Origin of the sequence: Paraburkholderia largidicola, assembly GCF_013426895.1 — a bacterium.
GTDB lineage: Bacteria > Pseudomonadota > Gammaproteobacteria > Burkholderiales > Burkholderiaceae > Paraburkholderia > Paraburkholderia largidicola.
In genome coordinates, this window is sequence record NZ_AP023174.1 from 401,068 (window position 1) to 427,078 (window position 26,011).

23 protein-coding genes are annotated in these 26,011 nt (G+C 62.6%); 9 read left to right on the top strand and 14 right to left on the bottom strand.

The window, feature by feature from the left end; all coding sequences use genetic code 11:
• Positions 1 to 41: 41 nt before the first annotated feature.
• From hprK to kdsD, 9 genes are all read right to left on the bottom strand, one after another.
• Entirely contained in the window at positions 42 to 1,010 is a 969-nt protein-coding gene (gene hprK, locus PPGU16_RS01790) for an HPr(Ser) kinase/phosphatase (RefSeq protein ID WP_007579699.1), read from the bottom strand.
• Positions 1,011 to 1,242: 232 nt separating this feature from the next.
• Positions 1,243 to 1,758: a PTS sugar transporter subunit IIA gene (locus PPGU16_RS01795; RefSeq protein WP_028365018.1), complete on the bottom strand. Its 516-nt coding sequence runs from the start codon at positions 1,756 to 1,758 to the stop codon at positions 1,243 to 1,245.
• Positions 1,759 to 2,059: 301 nt separating this feature from the next.
• Positions 2,060 to 2,419, bottom strand: a complete 360-nt coding sequence (gene hpf, locus PPGU16_RS01800; protein ID WP_012399744.1) for a ribosome hibernation-promoting factor, HPF/YfiA family — start codon at positions 2,417 to 2,419, stop codon at positions 2,060 to 2,062.
• A 175-nt stretch (positions 2,420 to 2,594) separates the two neighbouring features.
• Positions 2,595 to 4,115 (bottom strand): RNA polymerase factor sigma-54, encoded by a 1,521-nt coding sequence (locus PPGU16_RS01805; protein WP_180721445.1) that lies wholly within the window; start codon positions 4,113 to 4,115, stop codon positions 2,595 to 2,597.
• Positions 4,116 to 4,347: 232 nt separating this feature from the next.
• The gene (lptB, locus tag PPGU16_RS01810; protein ID WP_007579703.1) at positions 4,348 to 5,130 is read right to left on the bottom strand and encodes an LPS export ABC transporter ATP-binding protein; all 783 of its coding nucleotides are present in this window, start codon (positions 5,128 to 5,130) and stop codon (positions 4,348 to 4,350) included.
• Entirely contained in the window at positions 5,127 to 5,804 is a 678-nt protein-coding gene (gene lptA / locus PPGU16_RS01815) for a lipopolysaccharide transport periplasmic protein LptA (protein ID WP_180721446.1), read from the bottom strand. The genes lptB and lptA overlap by 4 nt, the downstream gene beginning before the upstream one ends.
• Before the next feature lie 21 nt (positions 5,805 to 5,825).
• The gene (lptC, locus tag PPGU16_RS01820) at positions 5,826 to 6,431 is read right to left on the bottom strand and encodes an LPS export ABC transporter periplasmic protein LptC (protein WP_180721447.1); all 606 of its coding nucleotides are present in this window, start codon (positions 6,429 to 6,431) and stop codon (positions 5,826 to 5,828) included.
• Positions 6,428 to 6,988: a KdsC family phosphatase gene (locus PPGU16_RS01825; RefSeq protein ID WP_180721448.1), complete on the bottom strand. Its 561-nt coding sequence runs from the start codon at positions 6,986 to 6,988 to the stop codon at positions 6,428 to 6,430. Before PPGU16_RS01825 ends, lptC begins: the two co-directional genes overlap by 4 nt.
• A complete protein-coding gene (kdsD, locus tag PPGU16_RS01830; protein WP_007579707.1) occupies positions 6,988 to 7,971 on the bottom strand; it encodes an arabinose 5-phosphate isomerase KdsD in 984 nt (327 codons plus the stop codon). The genes PPGU16_RS01825 and kdsD overlap by 1 nt, the downstream gene beginning before the upstream one ends.
• A 148-nt stretch (positions 7,972 to 8,119) precedes the next feature.
• Between kdsD and PPGU16_RS01835 the strand changes: the two genes are divergently transcribed.
• From PPGU16_RS01835 to purU, 5 genes are all read left to right on the top strand, one after another.
• Positions 8,120 to 10,123, top strand: coding sequence for a monovalent cation:proton antiporter family protein (locus PPGU16_RS01835; RefSeq protein ID WP_180721449.1), 2,004 nt, complete (start codon positions 8,120 to 8,122; stop codon positions 10,121 to 10,123).
• 123 nt (positions 10,124 to 10,246) lie between these two features.
• Positions 10,247 to 10,813 (top strand): adenine phosphoribosyltransferase, encoded by a 567-nt coding sequence (locus tag PPGU16_RS01840; protein ID WP_180721450.1) that lies wholly within the window; start codon positions 10,247 to 10,249, stop codon positions 10,811 to 10,813.
• Positions 10,814 to 10,862: 49 nt separating this feature from the next.
• Positions 10,863 to 11,477 carry a LysE family translocator gene (locus PPGU16_RS01845; RefSeq protein WP_180721451.1) on the top strand — a complete coding sequence of 205 codons (615 nt, stop codon included), beginning with the start codon at positions 10,863 to 10,865 and terminating at the stop codon, positions 11,475 to 11,477.
• Between the two features lie 38 nt (positions 11,478 to 11,515).
• Positions 11,516 to 12,376 carry an NUDIX hydrolase gene (locus tag PPGU16_RS01850; protein WP_180721452.1) on the top strand — a complete coding sequence of 287 codons (861 nt, stop codon included), beginning with the start codon at positions 11,516 to 11,518 and terminating at the stop codon, positions 12,374 to 12,376.
• Between the two features lie 57 nt (positions 12,377 to 12,433).
• Positions 12,434 to 13,297, top strand: coding sequence for a formyltetrahydrofolate deformylase (purU, locus tag PPGU16_RS01855; protein WP_180721453.1), 864 nt, complete (start codon positions 12,434 to 12,436; stop codon positions 13,295 to 13,297).
• 78 nt (positions 13,298 to 13,375) lie between these two features.
• On the opposite strand, the gene PPGU16_RS01860 is transcribed toward purU, so the two are convergent.
• The 3 genes from PPGU16_RS01860 to uvrA form a co-directional block, all read right to left on the bottom strand.
• Entirely contained in the window at positions 13,376 to 14,614 is a 1,239-nt protein-coding gene (locus PPGU16_RS01860) for a PepSY-associated TM helix domain-containing protein (RefSeq protein ID WP_180721454.1), read from the bottom strand.
• Positions 14,615 to 14,925: 311 nt separating this feature from the next.
• Positions 14,926 to 16,011: an AI-2E family transporter gene (locus PPGU16_RS01865; protein ID WP_180721455.1), complete on the bottom strand. Its 1,086-nt coding sequence runs from the start codon at positions 16,009 to 16,011 to the stop codon at positions 14,926 to 14,928.
• A gap of 21 nt (positions 16,012 to 16,032) precedes the next feature.
• A complete protein-coding gene (gene uvrA, locus PPGU16_RS01870) occupies positions 16,033 to 19,155 on the bottom strand; it encodes an excinuclease ABC subunit UvrA (RefSeq protein WP_180721456.1) in 3,123 nt (1,040 codons plus the stop codon).
• Between the two features lie 283 nt (positions 19,156 to 19,438).
• Between uvrA and PPGU16_RS01875 the strand changes: the two genes are divergently transcribed.
• Together PPGU16_RS01875 and PPGU16_RS01880 are read left to right on the top strand one after the other, a co-directional pair.
• Positions 19,439 to 20,626: an MFS transporter gene (locus tag PPGU16_RS01875; RefSeq protein WP_180721457.1), complete on the top strand. Its 1,188-nt coding sequence runs from the start codon at positions 19,439 to 19,441 to the stop codon at positions 20,624 to 20,626.
• 138 nt (positions 20,627 to 20,764) lie between these two features.
• On the top strand, positions 20,765 to 21,304 hold the full coding sequence (locus PPGU16_RS01880; protein ID WP_180721458.1) for a single-stranded DNA-binding protein: 540 nt from the start codon (positions 20,765 to 20,767) through the stop codon (positions 21,302 to 21,304).
• Between the two features lie 114 nt (positions 21,305 to 21,418).
• Here PPGU16_RS01880 and PPGU16_RS01885 read toward each other — a convergent pair whose 3' ends face one another.
• Positions 21,419 to 22,162, bottom strand: a complete 744-nt coding sequence (locus PPGU16_RS01885; RefSeq protein ID WP_180721459.1) for an SDR family oxidoreductase — start codon at positions 22,160 to 22,162, stop codon at positions 21,419 to 21,421.
• Between the two features lie 124 nt (positions 22,163 to 22,286).
• On the opposite strand from PPGU16_RS01885, the gene PPGU16_RS01890 reads away from it, so the two are divergent.
• Positions 22,287 to 23,192 (top strand): LysR family transcriptional regulator, encoded by a 906-nt coding sequence (locus PPGU16_RS01890; RefSeq protein WP_180721460.1) that lies wholly within the window; start codon positions 22,287 to 22,289, stop codon positions 23,190 to 23,192.
• A gap of 18 nt (positions 23,193 to 23,210) precedes the next feature.
• On the opposite strand, the gene PPGU16_RS01895 is transcribed toward PPGU16_RS01890, so the two are convergent.
• Positions 23,211 to 24,014 carry a bestrophin-like domain gene (locus tag PPGU16_RS01895; protein WP_180721461.1) on the bottom strand — a complete coding sequence of 268 codons (804 nt, stop codon included), beginning with the start codon at positions 24,012 to 24,014 and terminating at the stop codon, positions 23,211 to 23,213.
• Between the two features lie 339 nt (positions 24,015 to 24,353).
• Here PPGU16_RS01895 and PPGU16_RS01900 point away from each other — a divergent pair, with 339 nt between their 5' ends.
• Positions 24,354 to 26,003: a methyl-accepting chemotaxis protein gene (locus PPGU16_RS01900; protein WP_180721462.1), complete on the top strand. Its 1,650-nt coding sequence runs from the start codon at positions 24,354 to 24,356 to the stop codon at positions 26,001 to 26,003.
• Positions 26,004 to 26,011: the final 8 nt, after the last annotated feature.

Here is a 26,011-nt window from a genome sequence, read left to right on the forward strand (position 1 = left end):
GGTGTCACCCGCTGTGCCGCCGCGGCTTCGCGCGCATTGCGTCAGATCAGTTTGCCGGGGAACTGGCTGTCGGGGTCCTGCATGGCGAGGCGCTGACGGTCCATGAAGTCCCGCAGCGTGTCGATGCCGCGCAGTTGCAGGATCGTGTTACGTACTGCGGCTTCGACCAGCACGGCGAGGTTTCGGCCGGCCGCCACTTGGATCGTGACCTTGCTGATGGGCAGGCCGAGCACGTCGACAGTCTGGCTTTCGAGCGGCAGGCGCTGGAATTCGCCATCCGGTCGGCGCACCAGCTGGACGATCAGCTTCAGCTTCATTTTCCGGCGCACGGCCGTTTCACCGAAGATCGTCTTGATGTCGAGCAGGCCGAGGCCGCGCACTTCGAGCAGGTTCTGCAGCAGCGGCGGGCAGCGTCCTTCGACGAAATCCGGGCCGAGGCGCACGAAGTCGACGGCGTCGTCGGCAACCAGGCCGTGGCCGCGCGAGATCAGTTCGAGGCCGAGTTCGCTCTTGCCGAGGCCCGAATCGCCCGTAAGCAGCACGCCCATGCCGAGAATGTCGAGAAACACGCCGTGCAGCGTTGCACGCGGCGCAAGGATGCGCGACATGTAAAGGCGCAGGCTGTCGATCACGGCAGCGGGCGACATCGGCGTCGTGAAGAGCGGCGTCGACGAGCGCGTGCAGCGCAGGACCAACTCCGGCGGCGCGGCGACGCCGCCCGCGACGACGAGGAACGGCGGCTCGAGCGCGATCAGCTCGGCCATGTGGCGCGAGCGGTCTTCGTCGGATTGACGCTGGTAGTAGTTGGTTTCGGCTTCGCCGAGCACCTGGATCCGGTTGGGGTGGATCAGGTTAAGGTGGCCGACGAGGTCGGCGCTGGACGTTGCAGTCGCAACCGTTTCTGCCGAGAAGCCACGCTCCCAGCCCTCATGCCCCGTCAGCCAGCTGAGTTTCAGCGCGGCGGCGTTGTCGTCGAAAATGCTTTGGGCGTTGATGCTGGACGTATCCATGAATCCCTGACTCCCTGACCTCGTATGTGCCGCTAGAGTGCTGCTGGGGTGCTAATGTCTGCCGCCTGTTCGCTGCGCAGTCCGCCTGTTGCTCGCGTTGCGACGCCGTGCACCGAACATGTTCGGCTCGCAGCGACGCCGGGTTGCCGGGTCTCGCTGCAAGCCTCGAATCAAACGCGGTGCCGCGGCGCGGTGCCTCTCACGTTTTGAGCTGCGAAACGCTGCCGATACGTCAAGGTTGCCACTGAGTCAGCAGGCGATGCAACGCCTCGCGGTCCTCTTCTGTGTGCAACCGTTCGCGCGCTTCGCGATCCGACAACAGTTGGGCGATCTCCGACAGGATTTCAAGGTGCTGCTGCGTCGCCTGTTCGGGGACGAGCAGGAAGATGAGCAGCGATACGGGCTGGCCGTCCGGCGATTCGAACGGGATCGGATCGGCGAGCCGCACGAAGGCGGCAAGCGGCTGCTTGAGGCCCTTGATGCGGCCGTGCGGGATCGCGACGCCTTCGCCGAGCCCCGTTGAACCGAGGCGCTCGCGCGCGAACAGATTGTCAGTCACCGTGCTGCGGGCGATGCCATTCTGGTTTTCGAAGATCAGGCCCGCTTGCTCGAATACGCGTTTCTTGCTTGTAACCGCGAGACCGACGACGACGTTTTCGAGGGGAAGATATTTGGCTAAACGATTCATGTTGACAGGCGCAAAGGTCGCCTGGATTCTCCTCGCTGTGGCGTTTGAAAAGCGTTCCATGCCTCGCAGCTGCTCATGGCGAATCCAGCGACGCGCGATGAGCCCTGCTCTTGAGACCCGCAATGATCCCTTTGTGCAGGGCTCGGGCTGGACAAAGACCCCGAAGGTAACCGATTTATTATAGAACAGGGTTGCTACCGATGGTGCGCCGCGCCATGACTCAAAAATTGGCGTGCCTCGTGGATCGTACGGGACTGCGAACCACGCGCATGAAGTGCCATGCGCCGCAAGCAACGTGCACCTAAACAAAAACCGCCCGATATCGGGCGGTTCGCGGGGCCAAGTAAAAGCCTCTACTGGCTTATTGCGGTGGCACTTCGGGTTGTGCCGCCAGCGGCTGATACTTGATTGCCTCGTGCTGATGGCCCTGCAGGCGATCCTTGTGACGAATGACTTGGCGGTCAAGCTTGTCGATCATCAGGTCGATCGCGGCGTAGAGGTCGCCATCACAGCTTTCGACGAAAATGTCCTTGCCCTTCAGATGCAGGTTGATTTCAACCTTTTGTCTCTTTTCCTTTTCCTTGTGGTTGTCGACCGAGAGGACCACACTGCCATCGATCACCTGATCGAAATGTCTTAGCACCCTGTCAAGTTTGGTGATCACGTATTCTCGCAACGCTGGCGTTACATCGAGATGGTGTCCACTGATCTTCAGATTCATAGTGCTTCTCCAAGCTAGTGGCCGCCTGGTCCGCATGAATCGCGCGAGCGCCGGTCGATTCCCTCGATCTGCCACGCCGTCCCCCGTTTGACAGGCTGCTGGCAGGTCGCATCGGCCAGCCTGCTCCGCCAAACAGCGGCGCGGCCGGAAAATACCCGCCACAGGACGTAACGGGCTAAAGAGACTTGCGCAGATTGACTGCCGGGATCTTCAGTGCTTCGCGGTATTTCGCAACGGTACGGCGAGCGACGACGAAACCCTGTTCCGCCAGCAGTTCGGCAATGCGGCTGTCTGAAAGAGGAGATTTGGTGTCTTCCGCTCCTATCAGTTGCTTGATGAGTGCGCGAATGGCCGTTGAAGAGGCCGCGCCCCCCGTGTCGGTGGACACGTGCGATCCGAAGAAGTACTTAAATTCAAGCGTCCCGAATGGGGTGAGCATGTACTTGCCGGTTGTCACACGCGAGACCGTCGACTCGTGTAAACCCAGCGTATCAGCTATTTCCCGCAAAACCAAGGGGCGCATGGCAATTTCGCCGTGGGCGAAAAAGTTCTTTTGACGCTCCACAATTGCCTGTGCGACACGCAGGATCGTCTCGAACCGCTGCTGGATATTCTTGATCAGCCAACGCGCTTCCTGCAGTTGCTGCCGCAGTGAACCGCTGCCCGGATCGCCGCGATTGTTGCGCAGGATATTCGCGTACAGATGGTTGATACGCAGTTTCGGCACGACTTCCGGATTCAGTTCCGCCTGCCATCCCTGTGCGGTTTTGCGCACCATGATGTCGGGCACGACGTAGTCCGCTTCGGCCTTGCCGTAGGCCGCGCCCGGGAACGGCTCCAGCGAACGGATCAGCGCATGGGCTTCGCGCAGATCGTCGTCGCTTGCCTTCAGGTATTTGCGCAGACGCGTGAAGTCGCGTGCGGCAAGCAGTTCCAGATGATGCGCGACGATGTCGAGCGCGAGCGTGCGCGTGGGCGACGGCTCGAGCCGGCACAGCTGCAAACGCAGGCATTCGGACGCCGAACGCGCGCCGACGCCCGCTGGGTCGAAGCTGTGCAGCAAGGCGAGGGCCGCGTTCAGTTCGTCGGTATCGACTTCGAGTTCTTCGGGCAGATCGGCGAGGATTTCGTCGAAGGTGGCCGTCAGATAGCCGTCGTCGTCGAGTGATTCGATCAGGAACGTGATGAGCGCGCGGTCGCGTGCGCTTGCTCCCGTGACGCGAAGTTGAGCAGTCAGGTGATCGCGCAGCGTCGTGGTCGATTCGTGGATTTGCAGCGGCGGCAGATCGTCGTCGTCCGATGCGTTGCCCGAACGGCCGTAATCGTCGAGATTCCACTGGTTGGCATCCGAGTTCCCGTCAGAACCCATGCCGTTGTATTCGTCCACACCTTGAGGCTCGCCGCCTTCCTGGCTTTCGCTGGAAGAGCTCGACGACGACGAAGACGGCGGCGCGCTAGACATCTCTTCCGGCGAGGTGTTCTGCGACGTCTGCGAGATGACCGTGCCGTCGGCGGCAACGCGCAACGGACTCGCGATCCAGTCGTCCTCCGTTTCCAGCAACGGATTCTGGGCGATCGCCATCGACACTTCCTGTTGCAGCTCAAGCGTAGACAGCTGCAGCAGCCGGATGGACTGTTGCAGTTGTGGTGTCAGCGCAAGATGCTGCGACAGGCGGAGTTGGAGGCTGGCTTTCATGGCAATGTGAGATTCATTGTAGAGAGTTTGCCACGACCGCGATACCTGGCGACACCCGCAAAAACGCGTGTGCACCAGATTTTGGCGCGGACGGCCGATAACGCAGGCGACACCGCGCGCGGCAACACGCCAGCGTAGCCCGTCAAAATTACTGAACCCGTGTTTTGAAACGGCCTGGGATCAGGCCGTGAGGGCGGCGCTGCACGCGGCGTCCACGAGCCGCGTGCGCGTCTTACATGCGGAAGTGTTCGCCCAGATAGACGCGGCGCACGCTCTCGTTTTCAATGATGTCGCCGGGGGCGCCGGCCGCGAGTACGCTGCCGTCGCTGATGATATATGCGTGATCGCAGATACCGAGGGTCTCGCGGACGTTGTGATCCGTGATGAGTACGCCGATGTTGCGCTGCTTCAGGAACTTCACGATCTTCTGGATTTCCAGCACCGCGATCGGGTCGACGCCCGCGAACGGTTCGTCGAGCAGGATGAAGCTCGGATTGGTTGCGAGCGCGCGCGCGATCTCGACGCGGCGGCGCTCGCCGCCCGACAGCGACAGCGCAGGGTTCTCACGCAAGTGGGCAATCTGCAGTTCGTCGAGCAACGCTTCCGTGCGCGACGCGATCGCGTCTTTCGACAGACGCTTACCGTCCTCGCCGAACTGCAGCTCCAGCACGGCGCGGATGTTTTCCTCGACGGACAGCTTGCGGAACACGGACGCTTCCTGCGGCAGATACGACAGGCCGAGCGACGCGCGCTTGTGAATGGGCAGAAGGCTGATTGACTTGCCGTCGAGATCGATCTCGCCGGCGTCAAGCGGCACGAGGCCGACGATCATGTAGAACGACGTCGTCTTGCCGGCGCCGTTCGGACCGAGCAGGCCGACCACTTCGCCGCTTTTCACGTCGAGCGAGACGTCCTTGACGACCGTGCGCGAACCATAGCGCTTCTTCAGATTGCGGACGACGAGCGAACTGCTGGTGCCTGCCGGCTTTCGATGGGGAAGGGCGGGGGCGCTCACGGCTTCGTCGTTCCTTGTCCCTGGAATTGGTTGGTCGGTTGCAACGTCGCCGACGGTCCGCTGATCGGCTGGGCGCCGCCATTGCGCGGCGACAGCATCGCGCGCACACGGCCGTTCGGATTGCCCGGACCTGCAACGTCCTTGCCGGCCTTCGCCGTGTAGAAGTCGTTCTGGCCGTCGTAGGTGATGACGCTGCCGTGCACTTCGTCCATGATCGTGTTCAGGCCTTGCAGGCGGCGCACGGTTGCGCGCGTCGTCAGCGTGGTGAGGTCCTGCTTGCCGTCGTAGTCGATGCGTTCGGCATCGCCGTCGATGTATTCATCGACGCCGTCGCGCTTCTGGCGGAAGTACGCGAGGTTCTTGCCCGTCGACGTGCCCGTTGCATACTGATAGCCCTGCGGGTCCTGCGTCACTTCGACGCGGTCCGCCTTGATCACGATCGTGCCTTTGGTCGCGACCACGTGGCCGGTGAAAATATTGACCTGCTTGAGGTCGTCATACGTCATGTTGTCCGCTTCGATGTTGAGCGGCTTGTCCTTGTCGGCACGTTCGGCATGCGCGAGCGGCGCAAAACCGGCAAGCGGCAGGGCGATCAGGAGTGCCGCAAGCCCGGCGCGGCTCGTGCGAAGCGCGCGCATGCGGCCGGACTTAAAACGGGGGAACGATTCGTTCATGCAGTCACGCTGGAATTGGATTTACCCGGGTTGCTTCTGGGAACTGCCGGAGTCGACGGGGGCGATGGCGCCACGCACGTTGCCGAATAGCTGGATGACCCGGGTGACATTGTTGTAGTTCATACCGCTGGCCGTCATGATCGACTGGCCGCGCTGAAGTTTAACCGGCTTTTCCGTCTCGATGACATCGTCGTTCACGAGCACACGGAAATGCGAGGAATCGGCCTGCATTCTCGGGTCGCCAAAACCGGCGTCGCGCACGATGCGCGCGTTGTCGTACAGATCGACGATCGAGGCGTCGCCGTTCACCGTGCCGCGGTCGCCCGTCGCCGTGACGACGGGTTTGCCCGGCTGGAACGCGCGAATCGCGGGCATGGTGAGATTGCTCACTTCGTCGTCTTCATAGTGAATGAGCTTCGACGCGGTGAGCCGGTACTGTGTCGCGCCCGACTGATCGAGTTCGGAGATCGAAAAGTTGTCGGCGAAATAGTCGGGCGTGTGCTGTTTCGGACGGATCACGCCTTCGTCCTGGCGCGGCAGCGTAGCCTGCAGCAGCCAGTACGTGATGCCGGCGAGCGCCGCCATCGCGACGAGCGGAATCAGCGAGGTCCAGCGAAACTGGTTCATCCGACGAGGCCTCGCTGCGCCTCGCCGCTGCATGCGGCGGCGAGCAGCGCGTCATAGCGGCCTTGCGCGCGCAACAGCGCGTCGCACACTTCGCGCACCGCGCCGTGGCCGCCGCGCGCTTCACTGACCCAGTGCGCACGGGCGATCACTTCGGGATGCGAGTTTGCCGGCGCCGCTGCGAAGCCGACCTTCAGCATTACGGCGAGGTCGACCCAGTCGTCGCCCATGTAGCCACATTCTTCGGGTGTGCGGCCCGTTTCCTTCAGCAACTGCTCAAATGCCGCGAGCTTGTGCTCGACGCCCTGATACACGTGCGTGATGCGCAGATTCTCCGCGCGCTTCTCGACGATGCCCGACTTGCGCCCCGTGATGATCGCCGTGTCGATGCCGGCCTCGCGCAGCAGCTTGGCGCCGTGACCGTCCATCGAGTTGAACGCCTTCATCGTGTCGCCTTCGGCAGTAAACAGCAGGCTGCCGTCGGTGAGCACGCCATCGACGTCGAATATCATCAGCTTCACGCGGCTTGCGCGTTCGGCTGCGGTCAGGGCGGGGGCCATCAGATCACCTTCTTCGAAAACAGATCGTGCATGTTGAGCGCGCCGATCAGCTTGCCTGCTTCATCGACGACGAGCATCTGATTGATCCTATGGCGCTCCATCAGTTCCACGGCTTCGACCGCGAGACGGTCGGGACCGATCGTGCGCGGGCCGTGCGTCATCACGGAATCGATCGACAGTGCGCGGAAATCGCCGTCGCGCTCGAGCACGCGGCGCAGGTCGCCATCGGTGAAGATGCCCTTGACCCGCTCATTTTCGTCGACGATAGCCGTCATGCCCATGCGCTTGGCCGTGAGCTGGAACAGTGCGTCGCGCACGGTCGCGTCCGACAGCACCTTCGGCACCTGGTCGCCCGTGCGCATCACGTCGCGCACATAGGTGAGCAGGCGCCGGCCGAGCGCGCCGCCCGGATGCGAGCGCGCGAAATCGTCGGCGCCGAAGCCACGCGCTTCGAGCACGGCGACGGCGAGCGCATCGCCGAGCGCGAGCGCGGCCGTGGTGCTGGCCGTCGGCGCGAGATTCATCGGACAGGCTTCCTTTTCGACGCCGCAATACAGATGCACGTCGGCGATCCGGGCGAGGCTCGAACCGGGGCGGCCCGTCATCGCGATCATCTTCGCGCCGAGGCGCTTGACGAGCGGCAGGATCGCAACCAGTTCTTCCGATTCGCCGGAGTTCGACATACCGATGAAGACGTCGTCGGCTGTGACCATGCCGAGATCGCCGTGGCTGGCTTCGGCGGGATGCACGAAAAACGCGGGCGTGCCCGTGCTCGCGAGCGTCGCAGCGAGCTTGCGCGCGATATGACCGGATTTGCCGATGCCGGAGACGACCACGCGCCCACGGCAGCCGAGAATGAAGTCGATTGCTTCGAGGAACGCGTCGTCGAGATGATCACGAAGGGAGCGTACGGCGTCCGCTTCGATGTCGAGCACGTCGCGAGCGAGCGCAAGTGCCCGGTCGCCATTGATTTTCGCTATCATCCGGGGAGTATAGCAAAGGCGCATGTTCGCCGCGCCGGGAACGACCTTTCCGGACATTGCCTTCACGGGTCCCTGAACCTTGCTGCGCGGGCGTTTGCGCGTAGCTCCGCCGACGAACCAGGATGCTCTATCCCATGCGCTTTTGCCGATGATTTCCCCGCTCGAAATGACGCTGTTCCTGCTGCTGGCTTCAGTGGTGGGCGTCGTCGTGTTCCGCTATCTGAACCTGCCGCCGATGCTCGGCTATCTGTCCGTCGGCATCGTGGTGGGGCCGCACGCGTTCGGCATCGTGCCGGATTCGGTCGGCGCGCAGAACCTCGCCGAGTTCGGCGTCGTGTTCCTGATGTTCTCGATCGGGCTGGAGTTCTCGCTGGCGAAACTGCGCTCGATGCGCCGGCTCGTGTTCGGCCTCGGGCTGCTGCAGGTGCTCGGCACGATCGCCGTTGGGGTGTCGCTCGGCTTCGTGCTGGAGCGCTGGGTGCATATATCGTGGCAGGCGAGCGTCGCACTGGGCGGCGCGCTCGCAATGTCGTCGACGGCGATCGTCAGCAAGATGCTCGCGGAGCGGCTCGAAATCGAAACCGAGCATGGCCGCAATATCTTCGGCGTGCTGCTGTTTCAGGATCTGGCCGTGGTGCCGCTGCTGATCATCATCGCGGCGCTCGGCGGCAAGTCGGAAGACCTGATGGCGGCGCTCGGCATCGCGTCGATCAAGATCGTGATCGCACTGGCGCTGCTGCTGATCGTCGGCCAGAAATTCATGACGCGCTGGTTCAATGTGGTCGCGCGGCGGCGCTCGCAGGAGCTGTTCATCCTGAACCTGCTGCTGGTGACGCTCGGCGCCGCGTTCATCACCGATAAATTCGGCTTGTCGCTCGCGCTCGGCGCGTTCATCGCGGGCATGTTGATCGCCGAGACGCCGTATCGACATCAGGTGGAAGAGGACATCAAGCCGTTTCGCGACGTGCTGCTCGGTCTCTTCTTCGTGACGACGGGCATGCTGTTGAATCCGATGGTGATCTGGCAGCATCCGTTGATCGTGCTCGCGTTCCTGATCGGCCCGGTGCTGTTGAAAGCGGTGATGATCACGGGCCTTGCGCGCCTGTTCGGCGCGACGCCGGGCGTGGCGATGCGCACGGGCATCGGGCTCGCGCAGGCGGGCGAATTCGGTTTCGTGCTGCTCAACCTGATTCTCGATAAACATCTGGTCGACGCGACGCTGTTGCAGGCGATTCTCGCCGCGATGCTGCTGTCGATGCTCGCCGCGCCGTTCATGATCCAGAACGCCGATCGGCTCGTGCTGCGTGTGTCGTCGACGGAATGGATGATGCAATCGCTGCAGATGACGCGCATCGCGACGCAAAGCCTGAAGCAGAGCGGCCACGTGATCATTTGCGGTTATGGCCGCGCCGGGCAGAACCTCGCGCGCATGCTGGAGCACGAAGGTCTTTCGTATGTCGCGCTCGACCTCGACCCCGATCGTGTCGCCGCGGCAGCGGCGGCGGGCGAGTCGGTCGTGTTCGGCGATGCCGGGCGGCGCGAGTCGCTGCTTGCTGCGGGTATCCATCGCGCGGCGACTGTCGCTATCACCTATGCGAACACGCCGTCCGCATTGCGCGTGCTGCACAACATCCACGAACTCGAACCGACGCTGCCCGTGATCGTGCGCACCGTCGATGATTCCGATCTCGAAAAGCTGCTCGCCGCGGGCGCGACGGAAGTGATTCCGGAGATCGTCGAAGGCAGTCTGATGCTCGCGTCGCATACGCTCGTCGTGATGGGCGTGCCGATGCGGCGCGTCGTGCGGCGTGTCGAGGAGCTGCGCGACGAGCGTTATAGTCTGTTGCGCGGCTACTTCCACGGCGCGGACGACGTCGAGGACGACGACGGTCACGAGCAGGTGCGGCTACAATCGGTGCCCGTCGACGAAAAGGCGGATGCCGTCGGGCGCACGCTCGAAGAGCTCGGGCTTTTCGATCTCGGCGTCGAAGTGACGGCGATTCGCCGGCACGGCATTCGCGGCGTCGAACCCGATCCGTCGACCAAGCTGCGCGCAAGCGATATCGTCGTGCTGCGCGGCCTGCCTGAAGCGCTGGCCGAAGCGGAAGAGCGTTTGTCGAAGCATCGGCGCGCTGGCGCGGCCGCGGCCTGACGCTTGCTGGCATTCTTCACCAAAGATCACGCGGCGCGCGGTTCCAACGCCAGGCGAACGCGCGCGGCATTCATGCAATTCACTGGAAATATCAGGGTCTTGACGGACCCGTCTGGAGTCATCATGTCCAACGCGCCTGCGAATCAGCCTTTCGATCCGGCCGACTACATCAACAGCCAGATCCGCACGGTGCCCGACTGGCCGCAGCCCGGCGTGCAGTTCCGCGATATCACGCCGCTTCTGCAACAGCCGAAGACGCTGCGCGTGCTGATCGATCTGTTCGTGCAGCGCTATATCGATCAGAAGCTCGACTACGTCGCGGGGCTCGATGCGCGCGGCTTCATCATCGGGCCGATTCTCGCGTACGAGCTGAACCTCGGTTTCATTCCGATCCGCAAGATCGGCAAGCTGCCGTACAAGACGGTGTCCGAATCGTACGAACTCGAATACGGCACGGCGACTGTGGAGATTCATGAGGACGCCTGCAAGCCTGGCGACCGCGTCGTGATCGTCGACGATCTGATCGCGACGGGCGGCACGATGATGGCAGGCAAGAAACTACTGGAGCGTCTCGGCGCGACGGTGATCGAAGGCGCGGCAATCGTCGATCTGCCCGATCTCGGCGGTTCGAAGCTGCTGCGCGAAGCGGGCCTGCCGCTTTTCACGGTCACGACGTTCGGCGGCCACTGATTCCTTTGCACGTCATTTTGTACGTCCCTTTGAACGGAGCTTTAGCGCGATGCCAAACTTCCTGCTGTTCCTCGCGACGTCGATAGCGATCACATTCGCGCCTGGTCCTGACAACCTGCAGGTTCTCGCGCGCGGCATTTCGCAGGGACGCGCGGCAGGCTTCGTCGCGGCACTCGGCTTCGCGGCGGGCATTTCGTTTCACACGACGCTCGCCGCGCTCGGCATCGCGGCCGTGCTGCGTTCGTCGCCCGTTGCGTTCGAGGTTCTCAAGCTCGCGGGCGCGGCGTATCTGATCTGGATCGGCATCAAGGCCTTGCGTAGCAAAGGTCTCGCGACGGCGCACGAGCGCCCGCCGCAACCGCTTATGTCGATCTTTCGGCAGAGCGTGATCGGCAACATGCTGAACCCGAAGGTGACGTTGTTCTTCGTCGTGTTCCTGCCGCAATTCGTCGATCCGCATGGCGCGCAGAGCGTCACGTTGCAGATGCTCGAACTAGGCCTGCTGTTCATGTTGCAAACGGTCGTCGTGTTCTCGCTGTTCGGCGTGTGCGCGGGCATGATCGGCGGATGGCTCAAGCGCCGGCCGCGTGCGGGTGTGTGGCTCGACCGGCTTGCGGGCGCGACGTTTATCGCGATCGGCATTCGCGTCGCGCTGCGCGACTGATTCATCGCGCTTCATCCATCACGCTGTCTGGAGTTTTCATGTCTTTGCCTTGCATCGTCGCCGCGCGCCGTTTCGATCCCGCCTTGCATCTTCCGTTCGTGATCGATGGTGAGCGTGTCGGCTGGGTTCGCGCGAGCGACGTGCCGCTGCTCCAGCGCTGGCCCGATGTGTTCGACATCGACACGCAGCGGGTCACGCTTGCGCAGCAGTTCAACACCGTCGATCTGCGCAGCGCCGCGCTCGGCTCGGTGATCGGCTCGCTCGCCGCCGAGGGCCGCATTCCCGGCTGGCGCGACGAAACCTACGCGATCCGCAATGCATTCGATGCGCCGCCGCTCGCGTATATCGAACGTGCCGCTTCGCGCTTTTTCGGCACGATGACCTACGCGGTGCATCTGAACGGCGTCGTAGAATATGCAAATTCCGCGTCGCCGGGTGCGCCGCGATTGTGGATCGCGCGCCGCAGCGACACGAAGGCAACCGATCCCGGCATGCTCGACAACGTCGTCGCGGGCGGTATCGGCTGGGGCTTCAGCCTCGCCGAGACGATCGTCAAGGAGTGCTGGGAGGAGGCGGGCATTCCGGAAGAGATCGCTGTGCGCGCCGTCGCGGGACGCACGGCGCATGTGCTGCAATCGCTGCCCGAAGGCACGCAGGCCGAGCAGATCTTCATCTACGACCTCGCGTTGCCAGAAGACTTTGCGCCGCGCAATCAGGACGGCGAAGTCGGCGAGCATCGGCTGGCGCGCATCGAAGACGTCGCGCAGGCGATCGAAGAAGGCGCGATGACGGTCGATGCCAGCCTCGCGACGCTCGACTGCCTGTTGCGCCGCCGCTGGATCGACGAAGATGCATGCGAAGGCATCGATGCGCTATTCGAACCGCCCGTTCTCGCCTGACGAAGCGACGCAGCACACACCACGAAACACGCACTGAAGAAGGGAGTCACCGAGGTCATGTCGACCGAACACAGCTTTATTCTCAAACTGTCGTGCGCCGATCGGCCCGGCATCGTTCACGCCGTGTCGGGTTTTCTGTTCGAGCGCGGCAGCAACATCCTCGACTCCGCGCAATTCGGCGACAGCCACACGGGTGAATTTTTCATGCGGGTCCACTTCCAGCAAGTGGGCGGCGACCCCGGTCTCGACGCGCTGCGCACTGCGTTCACGACGCTCGCCGAGCAGTTCGGCATGCGCTGGGAACTGCACGACGCGAACGAGAAGCCGCGCGTCGTGATCATGGTGTCGAAGATCGGCCACTGTCTGAACGATCTGCTGTTCCGCTATCGCACGGGGCAACTGAACATCGAGATTCCGGCGATCATCTCGAACCACAAAGAGTTCTATCAGCTCGCCGCGAGCTACGACATTCCGTTCCATCACTTCCCGCTGACGTCGAAGGACGCGAAGGGGCAGCAGGAAGCGCGCGTGCTCGAAGTGATCGACGAATGCAAGGCGGATCTGGTGGTGCTTGCGCGCTACATGCAGATTCTGTCGCCGGAACTGTGCGAACGGCTGGCCGGGCGCGCGATCAATATTCACCACTCGTTCCTGCCGAGCTTCAAGGGCGCGAAGCCGTATTACCAGGCGTTCGACCGCGGCGTGAAGCTGATCGGTGCAACGGCGCATTACGTGACGACGGATCTCGACGAAGGCCCGATCATCGAGCAGGAAGTGGAGCGCGTCGATCACAGCATGACGCCGGATCAACTGACGGCGATTGGCCGTGATGTGGAATGCGTGACGCTGGCGCGCGCGGTGAAGTGGCACGTCGAGCACCGTATCGTGCTGAACGGCAGCAAGACGGTCGTGTTCCGCTGATTCGTTTTGTTTTGCTTGAAACCGGCGCGTGTCGTGATCGGCAGCGCCGGTTTTTTATTTGGCGAAGCGGGTGATGCGTTAGCGCGAAGCCGCGCTTTCCGTCTGCGTCTGAATGACGCGCGTCTTTGTCTTGCGTGCGCTCGATGCCTGGCGGCGCGCGTTCAGTTTCTTCAGCCAGATCAGGAGGCCTGTTGCACTCAGCACGGCCACCATCACGCCAACACAGCTGATCAGGATTCGCCCGCCGACGCCGAGAATGCGCCCCGAATGCAGCGGGAATTGTGCCTGCATGAAGAGGTCGCCTGCTGTTCCCTTGCCGGGAAGCTGCGCGCCGAGCGGCTGGCCGGTCTGCGCGTTCCAGTAAGTCCACGCGTTGCCGAGACCGCCGTCGCCGTGGTCGTCGCCGGCACCGAAATAGCCGATGCCGTACACATGGAACATCGGCGCGTAGTAGATCGCGCCCGGCGGCGCGTCGATGTGCTTGTCTGCGCGCGCCCGGATCGCTTTGCTCAGGATTGCTTCGCGCGCGATGGGTGCCTCGTTCGGCTTCGCGTTGGGCAGTAACGACGGATCGGTGAACGGCGTCGGCGTGAGCGTCGAGACGAACTTGACGATAGGCTGCACGACAGGCGTCGACAGGTTCATCGACACCGACGTCACCGCCATCATCAACAGCAGTCCCCAGATCCAGACACCGCCCGAACGGTGCAAGTCGAAGGTGAGCGCGTAGCCGCCGCGCCGCACGCGAAACGCGAACGACTTCCTCCACGCCTTCATGCTGGGGAACGACAGCACGAGCGCGATCACGCTATCGAAAATCCACACGATCCCGACAATTCCCATCAGCCACGTGCCGATATCGATGCCGCCCATGAACGGCAGGAACAGCGTGTAGTGCAGCTTGTAGATGAACGGCATCAGATTCAGCCGCGCGATGGATAGCGCGCCCCATTCGCGGCGGCTCTGGATCGCGCCCGTCGCGGGATCGACGGCGATCTGGTTGAAGTCGAGCGGGTAGGGCTGGTTCGTTTTCGGGTCAACGCGCGGCAAAACCATCATCTGCAACGCGTGGCCCGGTTCGACCGATAGCGGCAGATAGGTCACCTGAAGCCGCGGATCGCCTGCTTCGACGCGGCGCGCGAGTTCCAGCGACGGCAGCGGCTGTGCGTCGCTGCGCGCATAGAAGAAGGTCGGGTTGAGCATCGCGTCGAGTTCGTGATCCCACGCGATCAGCGCGCCCGTCAGCCCCGCGACGAACAGAAACAGCGCGATGCCGATGCCGAACCAGCGGTGCAGACGCACGAGCACGGGTCTCATGCGCGGCTCCCGTCGAAGGCGACGGCCGTGGATGGCGAAGAAATGACGGACATGACGGCGTGATGTCTTGCGAATAAGAACGATTCGCATCTTATGGGGCGAACGGGGATGCCGCAAGAGTTTCGTAAGGACGGACGACTTTTATTTCCGTGAGACGCGACAGTAGGCGCGGTGCCGTTGATATAAATGTTGCGAGGGTGCGACAAATTGTCGCGCCGGGCTTTTCAGCCCGCTGTCGTCGGCCGCTTCAAAATGAAAAAAGGCGGCCTCGCGGTCGCCCCTTTGGGTCTCAGTGCTGGCAGCTTCAGGCGTTACACCAGCCGCAGATAAATCAGTTCACGCTTGATATACGCGTAGAAGATCGGCGCGGCGATTACGCCCGGAATGCCGAACGCGGCTTCCATGACGAGCATCGCGATCAGCAGTTCCCACGCGCGCGCCTCGATCTGGCCGCCAATGATGCGCGCATTCAGGAAATACTCGAGTTTGTGGATCAGGATCAGGAAGATCAGCGCCGTCACGGCAGCCGGAAAGCTCACCGACAGCGCGACGGCCACGATAAGCGTATTCGAGATCAGATTGCCGATCACAGGCAGCAAGCCGACGATGAACGTGATGATGACGAGCGTCTTCGCCATCGGCAGCGGCGCGTGAAAGAGCGGCAACAGCAGCAACAGGAAAATGCCCGTGAACACCGTGTTGATCGCCGAGATCTTCACCTGCGCGAACACGATGCGGCGGAACGCATCGGCGAAACGGCTGACGCGCGTGATGAACGCGGTGGACAGCGGCAGCCGCTGCATATGCCGGGTCGCGCCGACCGCGATGATCGCGCCGATGATCATGCCGATCAGCACATGCGTGAAGATGCGCGCCGCGTTCTTGCCGCCTTGCGACAGCGTGCTCGCGTGCGTCTGCATCAGCACGGTGGCTTTTTCCTTCATCTGCTCGGTGGAAACGGGCAGGTTCTGCGCGACGAACTGGGGCAGACGGCCGCGCGCCTGATCGATCAGCGACATGGCCTGGTCGAGCAGCTTCTGCACGCTCGGCACGTCCTTCTCGAAGTGATCGATCACGGCGACGGTGAAGCCCGTCAGCACGCCGACGATCACCGCGGAGAGAATCACCACCGAGAGCCAGCGTGCGCGCCCGCTCGACATGTGTTTCTCGATACGTGGCGCGAGCGTATGGACGAGCTGGAACACGAGCATGCCGGCGAGCAGCGCACCCAGCAGCTTGAGTTCGAGCACCGCCCACATCGCAAGGAGCGCGACAATGTAGCTGCCTATTTCGACCGCCGACAGTTTCGGCAGGCTCATGTCGCTGGTCAGCCTGACCGGGCGAGGGCGCAGATCCTGCACCTGCCCGTCATCACGGGCCGGATTACGCTTGGCCATGGCTTTCTATAGTCTCCAACCTCAGGTTTTGACGCTCGGCTTGCCGGCCTTCGCCGGTGCCTTGCCCGTTGCTCTTGCTGTTCCTGCCGCTGGTTTCGCTGTCGATTTCGATGCCGGTTTCGGCGCATCTGCGGCAACGGCCTTTTTCGCCCTTACCGCTTTTACGGCCGGTTTCGCCGATTCTGCAGTGTCTTCAATGACAGTTGCCTCCGCTTCGTCGTCGGATTCTTCGCTGTTCACCTTCGTCGCATAGTCCGCGCCTGCTGCCGCTTCGTCCGCCGCCTTGTCGCGCTGCAACAGCGGCGCGAGATAACGACCGGTAAAACTTGCCTTCGACTTCGCAATCTGCTCCGGCGTGCCTTGCGCGATGATCTGACCGCCGCCGGCGCCGCCTTCGGGGCCGAGATCGATGACCCAGTCGGCAGTTTTTATCACATCGAGATTATGCTCGATGATAACCACGGTATTTCCTTGATCGCGCAACCGATGGATGACTTCGAGCAGCAGCGCGATATCGTGGAAGTGCAGACCCGTGGTCGGCTCGTCGAGGATATACAGTGTGCGACCCGTATCGCGCTTGCTCAGTTCCAGCGACAGCTTCACGCGCTGCGCCTCGCCACCCGACAGCGTGGTCGCCGACTGGCCGAGCCGGATATAGCCGAGACCGACGTCCAGCAACGTTTTCAGCTTGCGCGCGACGACGGGCACCGCCTTGAAGAAGTCGTATGCGTGCTCGACCGTCATCTCCAGCACTTCGCTGATGTTCTTGCCCTTGTACTGGATATCGAGCGTTTCGCGGTTGTAGCGCTTGCCGTGACAGACGTCGCACGGCACGTACACGTCGGGCAGGAAGTGCATTTCGACTTTCAGCACACCGTCGCCCTGACACGATTCGCAGCGCCCGCCCTTCACGTTGAACGAGAAGCGGCCCGGATCGTAGCCGCGTTCCTTCGCAGCGGGGACGCCCGCGAACAGTTCGCGGATCGGCGTGAAGAGGCCCGTGTACGTGGCGGGATTCGAGCGCGGCGTGCGGCCGATCGGCGACTGGTCGACGTTGATGACCTTGTCGAAATGCTCGAGCCCTTCGATCGCCTCGAACGGCGACGGCTCGGTCGACGAGCCGTACAGGTGTTGCGCGACGGCGTGATACAGCGTGTCGTTGATGAGGGTCGACTTGCCCGAGCCCGAGACGCCCGTCACGCAGGTCAGGAGACCGACGGGCAGATCGAGCGTCACATGCCTCAGGTTGTTGCCGTAAGCCTCGACGATGCGCAGATGGCGCTCGTCGGGCTGTTTGCGGTCGTCGGGGAATTCGATGCGCCGCGCGCCCGCGAGATACTGACCCGTCATCGATGCAGGGTCTGCCTGCACTTCGTCAGGCGTGCCTTCGGCGATCACCATGCCGCCGTGCTCGCCCGCGCCCGGCCCCATATCGACGACGTAATCGGCCATGCGGATCATGTCTTCGTCGTGCTCGACGACGATCACCGAATTGCCGAGATCGCGCAGATGCTTGAGCGTCGAGATGAGGCGGTCGTTGTCGCGCTGATGCAGACCGATGGACGGTTCGTCGAGCACGTACATCACGCCCGTCAGCCCCGAGCCGATCTGCGACGCGAGACGGATACGCTGCGCCTCGCCGCCCGACAGCGTTTCCGCGCTGCGTTCGAGCGACAGGTAGTCGAGCCCGACGTTATTCAGGAACATCAGACGGGCGACGATTTCCTTGATGACCTTGTCGGCGATTTCGCGCTTCGAGCCTTCGAGCCGCAGCGTCTGGAAATAGCCGAGCGTGTCGCGCAGCGGCCAGCCGCTGACCTCGAAGATGCCACGCGCGTCACTATCCGTGCCGATGCGCACGAATCGCGCTTCGCGGCGCAGGCGCGTGCCTTCGCACGACGGACACGCCTGGTTGTTCTGATACTTCGCCAGTTCCTCGCGCACCGCGACCGAGTCGGTCTCGCGATAGCGCCGCTCCAGATTCGGAATGATCCCTTCGAACACATGCTCGCGCACCGACGTGCGGCCGCGCTCGTTGATGTACGAGAACGGCACCGTCTGCTTGCCCGAGCCGTACAGCAAGATATTGCGCACCTTTTCCGGCAGGTCTTCGAACGCGGTATCGATATCGAACTCGAAGAACGCCGCGAGGCTTTGCAGCATCTGGAAGTAGAACTGGTTGCGCCGGTCCCAGCCCTTCACAGCGCCCGCCGCCAGCGACAGCGACGGATGCGCGACTACGCGCTTCGGATCGAAGAACGTGATCTGCCCGAGGCCGTCGCATTCCGGGCACGCGCCCATCGGGTTGTTGAACGAAAAGAGGCGCGGCTCCAGTTCCTGCAGCGAGTACGAGCAGATCGGACACGCGAACTTCGAGCTGAACAGATGCTCTTTGTCGGTGTCCATTTCGAGCGCGATCGCGCGGCCGTCGGCAAGACGCAGCGCGGTTTCGAACGATTCGGCCAGACGCTGCTTCGCGTCGGCGCGCACCTTCAGACGGTCGACGACGACGTCGATCGTGTGCTTGTCGTTCTTCTTCAGCTGCGGCAGCGAGTCGACTTCGTAGATTTTCGCGACGCCTTCGTTCGCCGTGCCGCCGCCGGAGCGCACGCGAAACCGGATGAAGCCTTGCGCCTGCATGTCTTCGAACAGCTCGGTGTGCTCACCCTTGCGGTTCGCGACGACGGGCGCGAGGATCATCAGCTTCGTGTCTTCGGGCAGCGCGAGCGCGGCGTCCACCATCTGCGAGACGCTTTGCGCCTCCAGTGGAATTTCGTGGTCCGGGCAGTACGGCGTGCCGACACGTGCGTAAAGAAGTCGCAGGTAGTCGTGAATTTCGGTGACCGTGCCGACTGTCGAGCGCGGGTTGTGCGAAGTCGCTTTCTGCTCGATCGAAATGGCGGGCGACAGACCTTCGATCAGATCGACGTCCGGCTTTTCCATCAATTGCAGGAATTGCCGGGCGTACGCAGACAGGCTCTCCACATAGCGGCGCTGGCCTTCGGCATAGAGCGTGTCGAAGGCGAGCGACGATTTGCCCGAGCCGGACAAGCCGGTAATCACGACCAGCTTGTGACGCGGCAAGTCGAGATTGACGTTCTTCAGGTTGTGGGTCCGAGCCCCACGGATACGGATTTGTTCCATGAACCGGCGGGAAGAGGAGAAGGCTAAACCTGCTACTATAACGACTTTTCCAGACCGCCGTTACGGCTTCCTGACAGTGCGCAAACTGCGTGCTGACAAAGACGAAAGCGTCGTTTTTTCGCGGTTCAGCGTTGCGGGGAATGGCTCGTAGTTGAGGGCGATTTCTGCCTTCTGCAAGAGACCAGACACCCGTTATAAGCCTGGCCAGCGCTGGAGGCTGCGCATGTGTCGTGCATGTGGGCTGTCACGCGATTCGCTGTCCGTCATTCAATAATCGTTCCCGATGTCCAATCCGTCCGCCACCTCCACACGCATGAGCGCGCCCGAGTTGCGCGCGACCGTGTCGCTAGCCGCGATCTTCGCGCTGCGCATGCTGGGTCTCTTCATGATCATGCCCGTCTTCTCGATCTACGCGAAGACGATTCCGGGCGGCGACAACGTGTTGCTGGTCGGCATTGCGCTCGGCGCCTACGGCGTGACGCAATCGCTGCTGTACATCTTCTACGGGTGGATTTCCGACATGATCGGCCGCAAGCCGGTCATCGCGATGGGTCTGCTGATCTTCGCGCTCGGCAGCTTCGTTGCCGCGTCCGCGCACGACATGACGTGGATCATCGTCGGCCGCGTGATTCAGGGGATGGGCGCGGTGTCGTCGGCGGTGATCGCGTTCATCGCGGACCTGACGGCCGAAGAGCATCGCACCAAGGCGATGGCGATGGTGGGCGGCTCGATCGGTGTGTCGTTTGCGGTGGCGATCGTCGGCGCGCCGATCGTGTTTCACTACCTCGGCATGAGCGGCCTGTTCACGCTGGTCGGCATCTTCTCGATTCTCGCGATCGGTGTGGTGCTGTGGGTCGTTCCCGATGCGCCGAAGCCCGTGCATGTGCCCGCGCCGTTCCACGAAGTCCTGCACAACAAGGAACTGCTGCGTCTGAACTTCGGCGTGCTGGTGTTGCATGCCACGCAGACGGCACTGTTTCTGGTCGTGCCGCGCATTCTGGAAGCGGGCGGCCTGCCCGTTTCGTCGCACTGGAAGATTTACCTGCCCGTCATGGGCCTCGCGTTCGTGATGATGGTCCCGGCGATCATCGCCGCGGAAAAGCGCGGCAAGATGAAGCCGGTGCTGCTAGGTGCGATTGGTCTTATCCTGATCGGACAGTTACTTCTCGGCATCGCACCGCATACCATTCTGACTGTGGCAGCGATTCTGTTCGTCTACTTTCTCGGGTTCAATATTCTCGAGGCTTCGCAGCCTTCGCTGGTGTCGAAGCTGGCGCCGGGCACCCGCAAGGGCGCGGCGGCCGGCGTCTACAACACCACGCAGTCGATCGGCCTTGCAATGGGCGGCGTGATCGGCGGCTGGCTATTGAAAGTCGATGGACAGAGCGCCGTGTTTTTTGCATGCTCAGGGCTTGTGGCTTGCTGGCTTATAATCGCGGCCAGCATGAAACAGCCGCCACGCAAGGCATAAAGCTTTTACGGCACGAATTTACAAGGCGGCGGTCAATCGGGGCGCAGCGGCGCGCTTTCCGTTCACTGACACAGGCGGCTGGGGCGCGAAGCGCCATCGGCGCCGCGTCGCCGGCAACGGAATCAACAGGAGAAACTCATGGCATCCGTGAACAAGGTCATTCTCGTCGGCAATCTGGGTGCCGATCCGGAAGTCCGTTATCTTCCGAGCGGCGACGCAGTGGCGAACATCCGCCTTGCAACGACCGACCGCTACAAGGACAAACAGTCGGGCGAATTCAAGGAAATGACGGAATGGCACCGCATTTCGTTCTTCGGGCGCCTGGCTGAGATCGTGTCGGAGTACCTGAAGAAGGGCTCGTCGGTGTACATCGAAGGCCGTATCCGCACGCGCAAGTATCAGGCGCAGGACGGCACGGACCGTTACTCGACGGAAATCGTCGCTGACCAGATGCAGATGCTCGGCGGCCGCAGTGGCGCGGGCGGCGGCGGTGGTGGCGATGACGGCGGCTATAGCCGTGGCGAATCGATGGAGCGCGGCGGTGGCGGCGGTGGCCGCATGTCGGGCGGTGGCGGTGGTGCTGGCCGCGTGTCGGGCGGCGGTGGCGGCGGTCAGAGCCGTCCGAGCGCGCCGGCCGGCGGCGGGTTCGATGAGATGGATGACGATATTCCGTTCTAATCCGTCCCAGACCGCAAGCGTCGACGAACGAACACAAAAACACCCCGCCACCGAGCGGGGTGTTTTTTTACATGCCGACGTTTCGCATTGAAAACGCAAACCAGGCGCCAAGCCTCAAGCCACTCCGCCATTCGCCCGCAGAACCTGCCCATTCACCCACGCGCCATCCGTCCCGGCAAGAAACGCGACCGCGGAAGCAATATCCTCCGGCTGCCCCAGGCGTTGCAGCGGCGGCATCTTCGCGAACGTCTGAATCTGCTCTTCCGTCTTGCCGTCGAGGAACAGCGAAGTGGCCACCGGCCCCGGCGCCACGGCATTGACGGTGATGTTGCGCCCGCGCAGTTCCTTCGCGAACACATGTGTGAACGATTCGACGGCCGACTTGGTCGCGTTGTAGATCGCGTAGCCCGGCATGTTCAGCGCGAGCGTCGTGCTCGAAAAGTTGACGATGCGTCCGCCGTTGTTCATCCGCGTTGCCGCTTCGCGCAGCGTGTTGAAGGTGCCGCGAACGTTGATATCGAAGGTTTGCGCGAAGAGCGCGTCGCTGGTTTCGGCGAGCGGCATCGTCTTCAGGATGCCCGCGTTGTTGACGAGCACGTCAACCTTGCCGAGCTGTTGCTCCGTCGCTTCGAACATGCGGCGCACGTCGTCGGCGTTCGAGACGTCCGCCTTGACCGCAATCGCCGCTGCGCCCTGCGCTTTCAGTTCGGCGACGAGGGCATCCGCTTCCTTCGAGCTTGCCGCGTAGTTCACGACGACCGCAAAACCGTCGCTGGCAAGGCGGCGCGCGATCGCTGCGCCGATACCACGCGATGCGCCCGTGACGATAGCAACCTGTGCGTTCTTGACGTTGTTCATGATCCGATTCCTTGAAGTGGTGTGTTGGTGAGAAGGATGATCGGACATCTCGGCGAAGAGATAATCAGCCGAAAGTTGTTATCATCATTCCATTCACTTCAACAATGACGCGAAAGCAGCCGCCATGGACCGTTTTCAGGAAATGCTGGTGTTCGTCCGCATCGCCGAGCGGCAAAGCTTCACACGTGCCGCCGACGATCTGCAGATCCCGCGCGCCACCGTCACGAACCTGATGAAGCGGATGGAGCAACGGCTCGGCGCGCGACTGCTCGAACGCACGACACGCACCGTGCGCCTCACGCACGACGGCGAAGCGTACTACCGCCGCTGTGTGCGTCTGCTCGCGGACATGGAAGAAGCCGAAGGTTCGTTTCGCGATGCCGCGCCGAAAGGTCTGTTGCGCGTGAATCTGCAAGGCACGCTTGCGCGGCATTTCATCGTGCCCGCGCTGCCGGAATTCCTCGCGCGCTATCCGGGCATCGAGTTGCATATTGGCGAAGACGACCGCCTGGTCGATCTGGTGCGCGAGGGTGTCGATTGCGTGTTGCGCGCGGGGAATCTGCAGGATTCGTCGATGGTCGGGCGGCGCGTCGCGCGGCTCGAGCAGGTGACGGTCGCGAGCCCGGCGTACCTGGAACGGCACGGCGTGCCCGACGATCTCGCCGCGCTCACCACGCATCGCGCCGTCAATTACATGTCGAGCGCGACAGGCAACGCGCTGCCGCTCGAATTCACCGTCGATGAACGCATCGTCGAGGTGAATCTCGAGGCGGTCGTTTCCGTGACGGGCACGGACCTGTACACGGGCGCCGCCGTCGCGGGGCTGGGTCTCGTGCAGGTGCCGCGCTATCGCGTGCAGAGCGAACTCGCCGCGGGCAGCCTCGTCGTCGTGCTGCCGCAACTTCCGCCGCCACCGATGCCCGTCACCGTGCTCTATCCGCAAAGCCGCCAGTTGTCGTCACGCGTGCGGGTGTTTGCGCAATGGCTGCGCGAGATCTTCGACGCGGCCGGCGGGTTGAAGGTCGGTTGAAGGCGAGCCGGCGCATCGCTAAAGCGGGCGGTCGAGATGTGTGAGCGCATCGCGCATCGGCTGACTGGATGAAACGATCGGGCCCGTCAAAGGCGTGTCGAGATCGACGATCACATACACGGCCGATGCAATCGACACCGCGCCCAGCATGATCATCACGAGCGCCAGCGCGTTGCGAGGCGCGACGATGCCGAAGCAGAGAAAGATGATCATCAGCCAGAAGGTGAGCGTGGTGAGGAAGGGCTTCGAGATCGAGCTATGCGCTTCCTCGATCAACGTCCAGCGCGCCTGGATCACCCGCTCGAAACGCGCAATGCATTCGGCCTGAGTGTGCTGCTGGTAGCTGTTGGCGGGCTGCAGCTTGCGCACTGCGACGAACGATTCGTTGAGCAGATCGCCAAGTCCAATGTCTTCGAGCTTGTCGTGTTCGAGATCGGTCTTGAACCGTGGATAGTTGCCCGACGGCGCGCGCTCACCGGGCCAGGTCGCGGCGATCGCCGCAGCCGTGTACGAGCGCAGCAGCGTGCGCGGGTATTGCGCCTCGGGACCGTACTGGCGCAACGCCATGTCGAGCTGGATCAGTTCGGCGGCATACGAGCGGAAATCGTTTCCAACCGTATCGAAGCTGCTTTTCGCCGACGCCGTCAGCAAGCCCAGCACCAGCGCCGCGAACGTCACGAGCATCGTCATCACGAGCTGGATCAGCTGGAGCGTCTCGTGCCTGCGATGTTCTTCGGGCAGATAAGGCTTGCCGAAAAAGCCGACGCCCGTTCCCGCCAGAAGCAGAACGAACACCACGAGCGCTGACAATGTCTCTTGCATAAACGTGGTCCGCGTAGCCGTCGCTTCGCTAATGTCCAATAACTTTGCAGCGCGGGCAAGTCTCGATCCGAACTGTTAAATCAAGGACACCAAACCCAAATAGCGAGAAGAAAGATTCAGCAAGCAGCGAGTGTCTATGCGCGAGATCAATTAAGCGACCGTTTCGATCGAAAGCGACCTTACAGGCCATAAAGTTTTGGTCGAATTAGCCGTAACTGAAAATGTGGTGCGTTTGCTTAATTTTTAATCGGGTTGCGGACCTTGCCTATGGGCCTGGGCGCAGCAAGCCTGCTGTGGAACCGGAAGATTCCCGCCAGGCGGCCATAGGAGACATGCTTCATGTTGAAAGGTCTTTCGATTCGCGCATACCTCACGTTAATGGTCGTGCTGTTCGGCGTGGTATTGCTGATCGGCGCGGCAGCGGGGCTGCTATCGCTGCGTGAAAGCAATGCGTCGTTGCAACAGATGTATACCGTCGATACGCCCGCCGTGGCGGATCTCGAAGGTAGCGCCGGCCAGTTGCTGCGTCTGCGTCTCGCGCTGGCGACCTACTCTTCGCTGATCGAGCTGAACGATCAGGAAGGCGCCGATGCCGTGCTGAAGCGCTTCGATACGTACCAGAAGGTGTCGAACGAACGTCTTGCGCATTACATCAGCAAGGCCAGCAACGACGCCGACGAACAGCGCCTCATCAAGGACATGCAGGACAAGCGCGATGTGTTCCTGCACGAAGGCGCCGAGCCCGCGCTCGCGGCGCTCAAGTCCGGCGACAAGGCAGCTTTCCAGCAACTTCAGGCGCACAAGCTGTCGCCGCTATACAGCGCTTATGAAAAGGCGATGCTGACGCTCGAAAAGCTGCAGCTCGATCACGCCGAGCAGCGTTACCAAGAAGCACAGCAGCTCTTCTACACGATCAGTGTAGCGGTCGCGATCGGCATGGCGGCGACGCTGATCTTCGCGTGGCTCGGACGCATGATGATGGTTCGCGCCATCGTGCATCCCGTCGATGCCACCATCGAGCAGTTCCAGCGCATCGCGAACGGCGATCTGACGGGCCGCATCGACAACGTTAGCGACAACGAGATGGGCCGTCTCGCGGCGGCGCTGCGCAAGATGCAGGAGTCGCTGATCGCGACGGTGAACACGGTGCGCCACGGCACCGATTCGATCGATACGGGCGTGAGCGAAATCGCCGCGGGCAATACGAACCTGTCGCAGCGCACGGAAGAGCAGGCAGCATCGCTCGAAGAAACGGCGGCGAGCATCGAGGAACTCACATCGACCGTCAAGCAGACGGCCGACAACGCGAAGCAGGCCAGCTCGCTCGCGCAGGGCGCATCGACACTCGCAGCGCAGGGCGGCGATCTCACGCAGCAGGTGGTCGGCACGATGCAGAAGATCGTCGACGACTCGCGGCGTATCGCGGATATCGTCGGCGTGATCGAAGGCATCGCGTTCCAGACCAACATTCTCGCGTTGAACGCAGCCGTCGAGGCGGCGCGCGCGGGCGAGCAGGGCCGTGGTTTTGCGGTGGTGGCGAGCGAAGTGCGCTCGCTTGCGCAGCGTAGCGCGGCCGCGGCGAAGGAGATCAAAGGTCTGATCGGCGAATCGAACGAGCGCGTGACGGCGGGCGCGGACCTCGTGCAGCGTTCGGGTTCGACGATGACGGATATCGTCGATGCGATCGCGCGCGTCAGCGCGATCATGAGCGAGATCGCCGAGGCCGCAACCGAGCAGAGCACGGGCATCGATCAGGTGAATCTCGCCGTCGCGCAGATGGATGAAGTGACGCAGCAGAACGCGGCGCTCGTCGAGCAGGCGGCGGCAGCGGCAAGTTCGCTCGAAGAGCAGGCACGCCGGTTGACGTCAGCGGTGGCGGTGTTCAGGACGGATAGCGGGCAGGCGTCGGCGTCGCGTAACGCTGCGCGCCGCACGGTGCCGCAGAAGCACGACATGACGATGCAGATGGAAGCGGCGGAAGCGATTTGATCGCGATG

What these genes read in the sequence shown, in the direction of transcription:
- hprK (WP_007579699.1), bottom strand. Translation starts at nt 1,010, where the DNA reads ATGGATACGTCCAGCATCAACGCCCAAAGCATTTTCGACGACAACGCC.
- PPGU16_RS01795 (WP_028365018.1), bottom strand. Translation starts at nt 1,758, where the DNA reads ATGGAACGCTTTTCAAACGCCACAGCGAGGAGAATCCAGGCGACCTTT.
- hpf (WP_012399744.1), bottom strand. Translation starts at nt 2,419, where the DNA reads ATGAATCTGAAGATCAGTGGACACCATCTCGATGTAACGCCAGCGTTG.
- PPGU16_RS01805 (WP_180721445.1), bottom strand. Translation starts at nt 4,115, where the DNA reads ATGAAAGCCAGCCTCCAACTCCGCCTGTCGCAGCATCTTGCGCTGACA.
- lptA (WP_180721446.1), bottom strand. Translation starts at nt 5,804, where the DNA reads ATGAACGAATCGTTCCCCCGTTTTAAGTCCGGCCGCATGCGCGCGCTT.
- lptC (WP_180721447.1), bottom strand. Translation starts at nt 6,431, where the DNA reads ATGAACCAGTTTCGCTGGACCTCGCTGATTCCGCTCGTCGCGATGGCG.
- PPGU16_RS01825 (WP_180721448.1), bottom strand. Translation starts at nt 6,988, where the DNA reads ATGGCCCCCGCCCTGACCGCAGCCGAACGCGCAAGCCGCGTGAAGCTG.
- kdsD (WP_007579707.1), bottom strand. Translation starts at nt 7,971, where the DNA reads ATGATAGCGAAAATCAATGGCGACCGGGCACTTGCGCTCGCTCGCGAC.
- PPGU16_RS01835 (WP_180721449.1), top strand. Translation starts at nt 8,120, where the DNA reads ATGATTTCCCCGCTCGAAATGACGCTGTTCCTGCTGCTGGCTTCAGTG.
- PPGU16_RS01840 (WP_180721450.1), top strand. Translation starts at nt 10,247, where the DNA reads ATGTCCAACGCGCCTGCGAATCAGCCTTTCGATCCGGCCGACTACATC.
- PPGU16_RS01845 (WP_180721451.1), top strand. Translation starts at nt 10,863, where the DNA reads ATGCCAAACTTCCTGCTGTTCCTCGCGACGTCGATAGCGATCACATTC.
- PPGU16_RS01850 (WP_180721452.1), top strand. Translation starts at nt 11,516, where the DNA reads ATGTCTTTGCCTTGCATCGTCGCCGCGCGCCGTTTCGATCCCGCCTTG.
- purU (WP_180721453.1), top strand. Translation starts at nt 12,434, where the DNA reads ATGTCGACCGAACACAGCTTTATTCTCAAACTGTCGTGCGCCGATCGG.
- PPGU16_RS01860 (WP_180721454.1), bottom strand. Translation starts at nt 14,614, where the DNA reads ATGAGACCCGTGCTCGTGCGTCTGCACCGCTGGTTCGGCATCGGCATC.
- PPGU16_RS01865 (WP_180721455.1), bottom strand. Translation starts at nt 16,011, where the DNA reads ATGGCCAAGCGTAATCCGGCCCGTGATGACGGGCAGGTGCAGGATCTG.
- uvrA (WP_180721456.1), bottom strand. Translation starts at nt 19,155, where the DNA reads ATGGAACAAATCCGTATCCGTGGGGCTCGGACCCACAACCTGAAGAAC.
- PPGU16_RS01875 (WP_180721457.1), top strand. Translation starts at nt 19,439, where the DNA reads ATGTCCAATCCGTCCGCCACCTCCACACGCATGAGCGCGCCCGAGTTG.
- PPGU16_RS01880 (WP_180721458.1), top strand. Translation starts at nt 20,765, where the DNA reads ATGGCATCCGTGAACAAGGTCATTCTCGTCGGCAATCTGGGTGCCGAT.
- PPGU16_RS01885 (WP_180721459.1), bottom strand. Translation starts at nt 22,162, where the DNA reads ATGAACAACGTCAAGAACGCACAGGTTGCTATCGTCACGGGCGCATCG.
- PPGU16_RS01890 (WP_180721460.1), top strand. Translation starts at nt 22,287, where the DNA reads ATGGACCGTTTTCAGGAAATGCTGGTGTTCGTCCGCATCGCCGAGCGG.
- PPGU16_RS01895 (WP_180721461.1), bottom strand. Translation starts at nt 24,014, where the DNA reads ATGCAAGAGACATTGTCAGCGCTCGTGGTGTTCGTTCTGCTTCTGGCG.
- PPGU16_RS01900 (WP_180721462.1), top strand. Translation starts at nt 24,354, where the DNA reads ATGTTGAAAGGTCTTTCGATTCGCGCATACCTCACGTTAATGGTCGTG.